Origin of the sequence: Nitrospira sp., assembly GCA_030692565.1 — a bacterium.
Lineage (GTDB): Bacteria > Nitrospirota > Nitrospiria > Nitrospirales > Nitrospiraceae > Nitrospira_D.
In genome coordinates this window covers 83,138-91,084 of record JAUYAO010000045.1, presented here as the reverse complement: position 1 = coordinate 91,084, position 7,947 = coordinate 83,138, and the positions used below count along the sequence as shown (strand labels likewise).

9 protein-coding genes are annotated in these 7,947 nt (G+C 59.6%); 6 read left to right on the top strand and 3 right to left on the bottom strand.

Translation table 11 applies throughout. From position 1 onward, the window contains the following. Positions 1 to 155 precede the first annotated feature (155 nt). Genes Q8N04_12250 through Q8N04_12240 form a run of 3 tightly spaced genes read right to left on the bottom strand, consistent with a single transcriptional unit; the run spans position 156 to position 2,649 of the window. The gene (locus Q8N04_12250; GenBank protein ID MDP3091446.1) at positions 156 to 1,148 is read right to left on the bottom strand and encodes a CapA family protein; all 993 of its coding nucleotides are present in this window, start codon (positions 1,146 to 1,148) and stop codon (positions 156 to 158) included. A gap of 15 nt (positions 1,149 to 1,163) precedes the next feature. Further along, positions 1,164 to 2,072, bottom strand: a complete 909-nt coding sequence (locus Q8N04_12245; protein ID MDP3091445.1) for a diaminopimelate dehydrogenase — start codon at positions 2,070 to 2,072, stop codon at positions 1,164 to 1,166. 16 nt (positions 2,073 to 2,088) lie between these two features. Then, positions 2,089 to 2,649 carry a nitroreductase gene (locus tag Q8N04_12240; protein ID MDP3091444.1) on the bottom strand — a complete coding sequence of 187 codons (561 nt, stop codon included), beginning with the start codon at positions 2,647 to 2,649 and terminating at the stop codon, positions 2,089 to 2,091. Between the two features lie 477 nt (positions 2,650 to 3,126). On the opposite strand from Q8N04_12240, the gene Q8N04_12235 reads away from it, so the two are divergent. The 6 genes from Q8N04_12235 (at position 3,127) to Q8N04_12210 (ending at position 7,868) form a co-directional block, all read left to right on the top strand. Beyond that, a complete protein-coding gene (locus Q8N04_12235) occupies positions 3,127 to 3,465 on the top strand; it encodes a hypothetical protein (protein MDP3091443.1) in 339 nt (112 codons plus the stop codon). A 13-nt stretch (positions 3,466 to 3,478) separates the two neighbouring features. Further along, positions 3,479 to 4,180 (top strand): peptidoglycan-associated lipoprotein Pal, encoded by a 702-nt coding sequence (gene pal, locus Q8N04_12230; protein ID MDP3091442.1) that lies wholly within the window; start codon positions 3,479 to 3,481, stop codon positions 4,178 to 4,180. Positions 4,181 to 4,252: 72 nt separating this feature from the next. Then, positions 4,253 to 4,876, top strand: a complete 624-nt coding sequence (locus Q8N04_12225) for a hypothetical protein (protein ID MDP3091441.1) — start codon at positions 4,253 to 4,255, stop codon at positions 4,874 to 4,876. Between the two features lie 166 nt (positions 4,877 to 5,042). Beyond that, positions 5,043 to 6,770, top strand: coding sequence for an HAD-IIB family hydrolase (locus Q8N04_12220; GenBank protein ID MDP3091440.1), 1,728 nt, complete (start codon positions 5,043 to 5,045; stop codon positions 6,768 to 6,770). A 248-nt stretch (positions 6,771 to 7,018) separates the two neighbouring features. Next, positions 7,019 to 7,606 (top strand): hypothetical protein, encoded by a 588-nt coding sequence (locus Q8N04_12215; protein ID MDP3091439.1) that lies wholly within the window; start codon positions 7,019 to 7,021, stop codon positions 7,604 to 7,606. A gap of 61 nt (positions 7,607 to 7,667) precedes the next feature. Continuing rightward, entirely contained in the window at positions 7,668 to 7,868 is a 201-nt protein-coding gene (locus tag Q8N04_12210; GenBank protein ID MDP3091438.1) for a dodecin family protein, read from the top strand. Positions 7,869 to 7,947: the final 79 nt, after the last annotated feature.

The window sequence follows — 7,947 nt, the reverse complement described above, 5'->3', positions numbered from 1 at the left end:
CGGATCTCGACGCCTTCGTGCTGAAGATGAAGGAGCGGGCCGTGTCGTTCGTCGTGGAAGCGTTTGACACGCCGGTCTGCCGCATGGCGGTGATCGAGGATCCGGACGGCAATCACATCACGATCCACAAGCGGCATGCATGAGCAGGCGGCTGTTCATTTCACATTGATCGTCCCTACCCGTCCCTCCAACGTCATCGCTGTTCCGAAGACGTTGCACTTGGCTTGCATGGTTCTGGCCAGAACTTCCACCTCCCGGTCCTTCGCCAGCCTGACATACAGGTCTTCAATGCACACGGGATGTAGCAGGATACGCGCAATACGGCCTCGGTCGAGTTCCAAGGCAAAGAGGAACGAGAGATCGTTACGCTCATTCCTGTCGACCGCATAGTCGTCGATGAAATCCCCGGTCGAGTAGAGGATGGCCTTGCCTTTGTAGAGCTCGATGCCTTGCGGAGTGTGGTTGGAATGGCCCCAATAGAGATCGGCTCCGAGATCGACGATCTGATGAGCGAACATCCGCATGGCAGCAGAGGGCAGACCCCAGTTGGGGCCCACGTGCGCGCTGACCACCACGAGATCGGCCAGGCTGCGGACTTGCTTAAAGACCTGTGCAAGCCGGGACCGATAGGGTTCGACCAAGCCCTTTGCATCGTAGGCAACGTAATGCGTGCCAGGCTTCTTCTCCCCCGCCTCCCATTCCGGTTCATTGTCCGTGAGGGCGACCACCGCGAGCCGGCCCTGAGGCAATTCCACGATGGCAGGGGTGAGGGCCTCGGCGAGCGAGGCGCCGGCCCCCGTTCGCTTGATGCCGGCTCGATCGAGCAGCGTGAGGCATTCGAGTAACGCATCCGTTCCATAGTCCAACACGTGATTGTTGGCCAAGGTCACACAGTCGATCTTGGCGGCGCGAAGAAAGTCGATCGCCCGCGGACGGGCGCGAAAGTGAAAGGCTTTGGAATCGGGCTGCCACTCACGCCCACGGCTGCTGATCACACATTCCAGATTGATCAGCCGTCGATCCGCCTTGAGCAGCAGCGGCAACACATCGCTCCAGATCTTGTCCGGCCCGATTGACTGATTCTGGATCACATACTGATCCACCAGCCGTCCGAGCATCACATCGCCGGTCAATGCAATCTGCGCCATGACCTCTTGCCCCGATTACAACCACTCCCGTTGCGCCTTTTCCGCCCGTTCTCCCCACAGTGCGCTGAGCGGCACCTCGGACAGCACATAGGATCCCGGTTCAAGCTGCGGAAGCGCGCGAGCGGCGGCGAGCATGACCTGAGCCGTCAGCACGCTGTCGTCACAGCGCGCTTCCAGCAACAGATGCTGATGGCCAAATCGTCCCGGAGGACCCCGCCGATCGAGCACCACTCCCCGCCCTTCTTCTTCCAGCTCCGCGAGACTCGCCACCGGAAACACCTGCGTGTCTTCCGCCAGAAAGAGCGGGTCGGCACGGATGGCCTGTGTGATCCTGTCTGCATCCGCCTTCTTCTCCAATTCGACGTAGATATACCGCTGCAACCGCCCGTCGGGAGCCCGCACCTCGGCACAGAGCGCATCCTTCACCCCCGTCACACCTCGAGCCATCGTAGTGTGGCGAAGACTGATTCCCGTATGCTGCCGCGTCTCCGTCATTCCCCCCGGTGTCAGCAACGCAAGCCACGAACGAAACACCGACAATGCACCGGGATCCCAGCCTGCCCCTACGATGGCAGCCGCCCGATGATGAAGCGCCATCTTATGAATCGCATGCTTGTGGGCATTCAGCGCCTCTCCATGCAGCGTGGCGCAATCTACAATCGGAATACCGTGCTGAAGAATCTGACCGGCGATCTCCTCGACCGCGTTCGTCGGCGCACAGAGGAGCGCGGCATCGACATCCCTCCCCTGGCCGATGTGGGTCATGACGGGAACGGATCGGAGCGTCTCCGGCAGCTTTCCCGACGCGCTGACGGCCCGCCGCACGATGGCGGCCAGGCTGAGGTCGTGGCTCTGGGTAATGAGTTCGGCGCAGATCTGCCCCACCCTGCCGAATCCGACGACTGCGAGACGCAACGGTTTCATGGATGAGATCCTCTCCCTACTCCCAGAGCAGAATTTCAGGCGCCCGCCGTGGCACCGGCGGCGTCTCGCCGCTCGGATAGCCTACGACTACGGGAAACACCGGCGCATAGGCATCCGGGATGCCGAGACTGCGCTTGATCTTGCGCTGGCCCAACCAGGGCCGCGCAAAACCGATGGGACACGTGCCCAACCCCATCGAGCAGGCGGCGAGCATCAGATTCTGTGCCGCCAGGGAACAGTCTTCTGCGCCGTTATGCGTGTCCGGTCTCGCACAGATAATGATGAGTGTCCCCGCTCGATGAAAGACGTCGTAGTCGGGACTCGAGAGCATGTCGCGATACTTCGTCAGCGGGGAATCAGGCTTGAGTCGTCTGAGCACGTCGGCCTTAATTCGCTCGGACCAGAGGGCGAGCTGTTGCGGGTTCTGAAGCACGACAAAGGCCCAGGGCTGTTCGTTCATCGAGCTGGGAGCGTGGGTCGCAGCCTTGATTAAAGCCTCGACCGTGACTTTCTCGACTGGTTGGTCTGTGTAGGCGCGCACGGAACGGCGGCGGTAAATGGCTTCCATCACATCCATCGCATCACTCCTTGTTCGCGCGATATGCCCACGGTACGGCTCCGCACGCGCGGCGCCTTTCCCTCAATGAGACAGAAATCACCCCTCCCCTCCACACGACTCATGCAATGAGCAATCGCAATGCCGGAGGCTGACGATCTGCCTTCATTTCTCGCAGCGCTCCCGTTACGGCGCGCATCTCTAGGGGATTGGTCTGTTCAGGGCTGGTCGCCTATCAGTCGAGAGGAATGATCCATCCTTATTTCCCACAATCGTCGAGACCTTTCGCCACACTCGGTCAGCGCATCTGTAGCGGATCTCCTCACATCACGCAGACGGATCCATCCCTCTCTAATCCACAACCTTTGGTTTTTCCTTCAGCTAGACGACGGGCCGACTTGGAGGTAGTCTGGTCCCGTTCTTGCCATTGGCTTGATAATACGGATGGATACTCAACCATTGAGTCGGAATCCCACCTCTGGAAAGAAAGATTCAGCCATGAGAAAGATGCTGTGTTCGTTGTGCCTAGTCTCTGCCATAGGACTCGTGCCCCTCGGAATTCCGTTCACAGCCATCGCAGCAGAGACCATCCAGCGGACGGTGCGAGGGGTTGTACTCGCCACGAATACTGCCGTCGAGCCTCCCACGGTCGTCGTGAAAGTTATCCTGCCGAATAAGGAAGAGTTGATTGTGGGAACCCGCGTACCGGCCGACATCCGGATCACCCGAGGCTCACGGGCGGCCCAATTGGCCGACCTCAAGATCGGAGAAACAGCCGAGTTGACCTACCTGAAATCGCCGGATGGGTTGATTGCACAATCGATTCATGTCCGATAACCAAGGAGCGACCATGCCTACCCGGTGCCATCTGCCGTCACTTCGCTTTTTCCTCTGTCTGTTTGTTGTGGCAATACTGTCCGGCTGCGCGAGCCGCAAAATCGTCACGGCGGTCGAAGACCAGAGTACCGTCCAGAGGGCGGCACCAGAAACCCCGGCGCCTGTGGCGGCAGCCACGATCTCTCCACAGATTCCGTCTGAGCCGCCGAAAGCCGAGCCGGCAGCGCCGATAGAGCCGGCGCCGGTCCAACCGGAACCAGCCAGGATTGAAAAGCCGACGGTCCCGCCTGTCGCGAAAGAAGCACTGGCTATGGAACAGCCACCCGCTCCAGCTGCGGCACCAACACCATCCCCTCAACCGGCCGCGCAACCGGCTCAGGCGATGGCCGCACTGTCCGACGTGTTTTTCGATTTCGATCGGTTCACCGTTCGCAGTGATGCGCAACCGATGCTTGAAGCCAACGCCGGCGCTCTCAAGTTGCAACCCGATCAACAGATCGTCATTGAAGGCCACTGCGATGAACGGGGAACGAGCGCTTACAACCTGGTCTTGGGCGAACGACGGGCCCAATCGGTAAAACGCTATCTCCAGGTCCTGGGGGTTCCGCCATCACAAATTCGAATCACCAGCTATGGGAAAGAACGTCCCTTTTGCACGGAACATAGCGAAGCCTGCTGGCAGTCCAATCGACGCGCTCACTTCAGGCACCCGTAATAAGACTGAGCAAGGAAAGCCTCTGCCGTCAGGGCGGCATGAGTTCAACCGTTTGATTCCAGGGAGGGTACTGTGAAGCAAGCAATCGTGTGCGGCATAGGAGTGCTGGGGCTGGTCACGCTGGTCGGATGTGCAGGCACCGGGGAGGTGATTCCACTTCCACTCCATCCGGTTCCGGCCGTCGCCGGGAAGATGACCCCACAGGCCGCACCGTTGCGGGTGGCGATAGGCGCTCTTGAGGATGGTCGAAGCTATCCCACAGGTCTTGGCGTGAGAACCCACCTCTGGGGAGGGATCAGTTACTTCGACGTTCCGGGAGGCAAGCCCACCGAGGCCGTGGCCCAGGCACTGACCGACTACTTGGCGGCCGGAGGCTGGCAGATCCTCAAACCCGGAAGCCGGGAAGCAGCGGATGTGATCTTGGCAGGTAAGATTCAACAGTTCTCCGTCCACGCCAAAAGCCGGGTCGGCTTCACAGAAATGACGACCACGACCAAACTCGCCATCCAGGCCACAAATACAGCTGATGGGAGTGTCGTTCGTATGACTTTGAACGGCAGCGGGTCTGAGGACGTCTTCTGGTTCGACCCGGAGGATATGCAGATTTTGCTCAACGCTGTCCTCACCGACAGTTTCGGCAAATTGATCCAGGACACCACGGTTGAGAACAGGATGCTCCGGCTGAAAACTCCATGAGCAGACGAATCGCCAGATTTCACCGGCGCCGAAGACGATCTGTACGCACCGGAGCGATATCAGCATCTCAAGCCGTCCCTCATTGTGAGCGCTGAGCCCTGAGGAGGCACAGAACTCATGTGACACAGCACTCGGAATACTCCACTCCGAACTTGCGGAAACATTTATGTATCGCCGTGTCATGGCTTTCGACTTCGACGGCACACTGGCCGTCAATGGGAATGTGCCTCCCGAGCTGGAGTCAGCATTGGCGCGCTGCCGCGACAGCGGCCATGTGCTGTTTCTCGTCACGGGGCGCCGCTACGAAACCGTCCAGCTCGGCTATCTGGGAAGTCTGTTCGCCGGCATTGTGTGGGAAAACGGCGCAGTCCTGAGCCATACGGCCAGCGGGGAGACCTATCTCCCGTTCGGTCAACTCGACGCACGACTGCTCAAGGCGATTGAAGAAGCAGGTATTCCATTTGAGCGGGGGCTCGCCATCGCCGCGACCTGGATTCCCCATGACCAGGCTCTCTGGCGCATTCTCAGCTCCCACGGCGGCAGCACGTCGGTCGAATACAACAAAGGCGCGGTCATGGTCCTGCCGCCCGGCGCGACGAAAGGATCCGGCCTCGAACGGCTCCTCTCCTTGTGCGGTCTGTCGCCGAGAAACCTCGCGGCGTTCGGCGACGCCGAAAACGACCTCTCCATGATGACCTTGGCCGAGGTATCGGTCGCGGTGGGCGATGCGGTCCCGGCCGTCATCGAAACCGCCGATGTCCATGCAACTGCTCCAGGCCCTCAGGGCGTTCTTGAGATTCTCAACGAGTATCCGCTGGGCGGGAAATTTCTTGATATCCCTCTCAAACGCGAGCGCCCGGTCTTACTGGGCCAGACTGAAGACGGCACAACCGTCGATATCCCAGCGTCCCGGTTAGCCGGACGCAATCTGGGCGTGTTCGGCAATTCGGCGACCGGCAAGTCCTGGATGGTCGGCTTGATTGCGGAAGGACTCCATCATGAGGACTATCAAGTGCTCCTCATCGATCCCGAAGGGGACTTTCGCGGGCTCCGCGTCCTGCCTCGATTCGTCTCGGTCAGCGGTGACCGGGCTACCCTGCCCCCTCCGTCCGCCGTCGTGTCACTGCTCGACGAAGGCGGCGTGTCTCTGGTCCTCGACCTGAGTCAATATCCGATCAACTTGCGAAGCCCCTATATTGTGGAGCTGATCCGGACGCTGCGCCCGGTGCGCGAACGCAAATTTCGCCCCCACTGGATCGTCCTGGATGAAGCCCAGGAGTTTTTGTTTGAAGGGAGTGAGGTCACAACGCTGCTCCGTCCGTTGCTGGAGACCGGCGGCTGGGCCTTCGTTTCCTACCGCCCGGACCGTTTAAGCGAGTCGGTCCTGACCTCGCTCCACCACCTGCTCCTGACCAAATTAACCGACAGCCAGATCGGCGACTCGCTGCGGACATACTGTGCTATCTGCAGTCTACGCGATGCACGCCTCGAGCAGATCCCGATGGGAAGCGCCCTGCTCTGTGGCGGCGAACTCGTCCGTATGCGCCCGGCGATCCGGCGTGTCCCCCACGTCCGCCACCTCTACAAATATCTCGACATCCCTCTTCCGCAGGGAAAACGATTCTCCTTCAGAACAGACAAGGGCTATCTGGGCGTCGAAGCAGCAAGTTTGTATGAATTATCCCGCTGGATACCGACGCTCCCGCTCGAGTGCCTCGAGTATCACGCCCGCCGGGATGATTTTGTGAAGTGGGCCGACGGGACACTCGGTGACCAAGGGCTCGCCTCCCGGCTGCGAAAAGTGGCGAATCGCCACTATCAGGGAGAAGAACTCCGGGAAGCGCTCACGCAGGTTGTGACCACGCATTACGACGAACTTCGGCAGCTTAAATAGCGGACGGTCTGCGAACTAAGCTCGACAGACCATCGAGCCCGATGCTGTCGCCTATTGCACCAGTGATAGGTGCCCTGTTGAGGCACCTTGCTCAGGGAGCGATACAAACAACGACTTTCGGTTTCTTGCTGGGACGCGAATCCCCTATCGGATCAACACTCTCTCGATTCAGCCTCATATCACTTCCCCGGCACAACGCTTGCTGTTTAAGCGGGTACATCGCCCAGTGCTCCCACAATGAGGATCCCATGGTGCCTTATCAAGAAATCATGACGCCGCCGCCTCTCTGCGCCCATTCCTCTTCGGCGGCGCTTTCGAGAGCCTCGCGTATGGGCGTGCTGTGGCTGGTCATGCTTCTCGTCTCAGGCTGCGCCACCACCAAAGACCTCGATACGCTCCGCGCTCAACTGAACGACCAGATGACGGCGGTCCGGAGTGATGCGGCGCAGTCACGCCAAGCCGTCGATGCCTTAAAGACGGATGTCAGCCTACTGAAATCCCTCGGGGTCGCAGTAGACAGTCTGAAAAGCCGGCTTGATGTCGCACAGGCGTCCCTACAAGGCTTGCAAACCGAAAGCGATTCGCACCGCACCACCCTGGGCAATCTTCGGGTTGACTTCAAGGAATATCGAGTGGCGCACGAAGCCGTTGCCAAAGAAACCGACCGGCTTCGTATGAGTGTCGGATCGCTGGAACAGGGCATGCTGCATCAGCTTCAAATGGAAGTGACCCTGGCCCGGGAACGGATCAAGCAACTGGAGCAGGTCATCGAAAGCCTTCAGAAAAACGCTCCCGCCGAGAAGGGGAAGGAAGGAGCCGCTTCACCGAAACTGTGACGAGAGTAAGAGATCGGTGCGTTCTATAACGGGCTCATACACATCACAAAGGAGGACTCCCATGTCAGTTGCCAAGATCATCGAGATCAGTTCTGAATCGCCGAAGAGCTTCGAGGATGCCATTCAAAGCGGGATCTCCCGGGCCGCCAAAACCATACACGGCATCAAGTCGGCCTGGGTGAAGGAGCAGCATGTCGTGGTGGATAACAGCAAGGTCACCTTGTATCGCGTGGATCTGAAGGTCACGTTTGTGCTGGACTAGCGAACACTTCTGATTGCTCCGCATGGCTTTTCGGTCGCGGCCTCACGCCGCGGCCGTTGCCGCAGTGAGGATCTTTCGT

Coding starts and splice junctions, on each gene's coding strand:
- Q8N04_12250 (MDP3091446.1), bottom strand. CDS start 1,148: ATGGCGCAGATTGCATTGACCGGCGATGTGATGCTCGGACGGCTGGTG.
- Q8N04_12245 (MDP3091445.1), bottom strand. CDS start 2,072: ATGAAACCGTTGCGTCTCGCAGTCGTCGGATTCGGCAGGGTGGGGCAG.
- Q8N04_12240 (MDP3091444.1), bottom strand. CDS start 2,649: ATGGATGTGATGGAAGCCATTTACCGCCGCCGTTCCGTGCGCGCCTAC.
- Q8N04_12235 (MDP3091443.1), top strand. CDS start 3,127: ATGAGAAAGATGCTGTGTTCGTTGTGCCTAGTCTCTGCCATAGGACTC.
- pal (MDP3091442.1), top strand. CDS start 3,479: ATGCCTACCCGGTGCCATCTGCCGTCACTTCGCTTTTTCCTCTGTCTG.
- Q8N04_12220 (MDP3091440.1), top strand. CDS start 5,043: ATGTATCGCCGTGTCATGGCTTTCGACTTCGACGGCACACTGGCCGTC.
- Q8N04_12215 (MDP3091439.1), top strand. CDS start 7,019: ATGGTGCCTTATCAAGAAATCATGACGCCGCCGCCTCTCTGCGCCCAT.
- Q8N04_12210 (MDP3091438.1), top strand. CDS start 7,668: ATGTCAGTTGCCAAGATCATCGAGATCAGTTCTGAATCGCCGAAGAGC.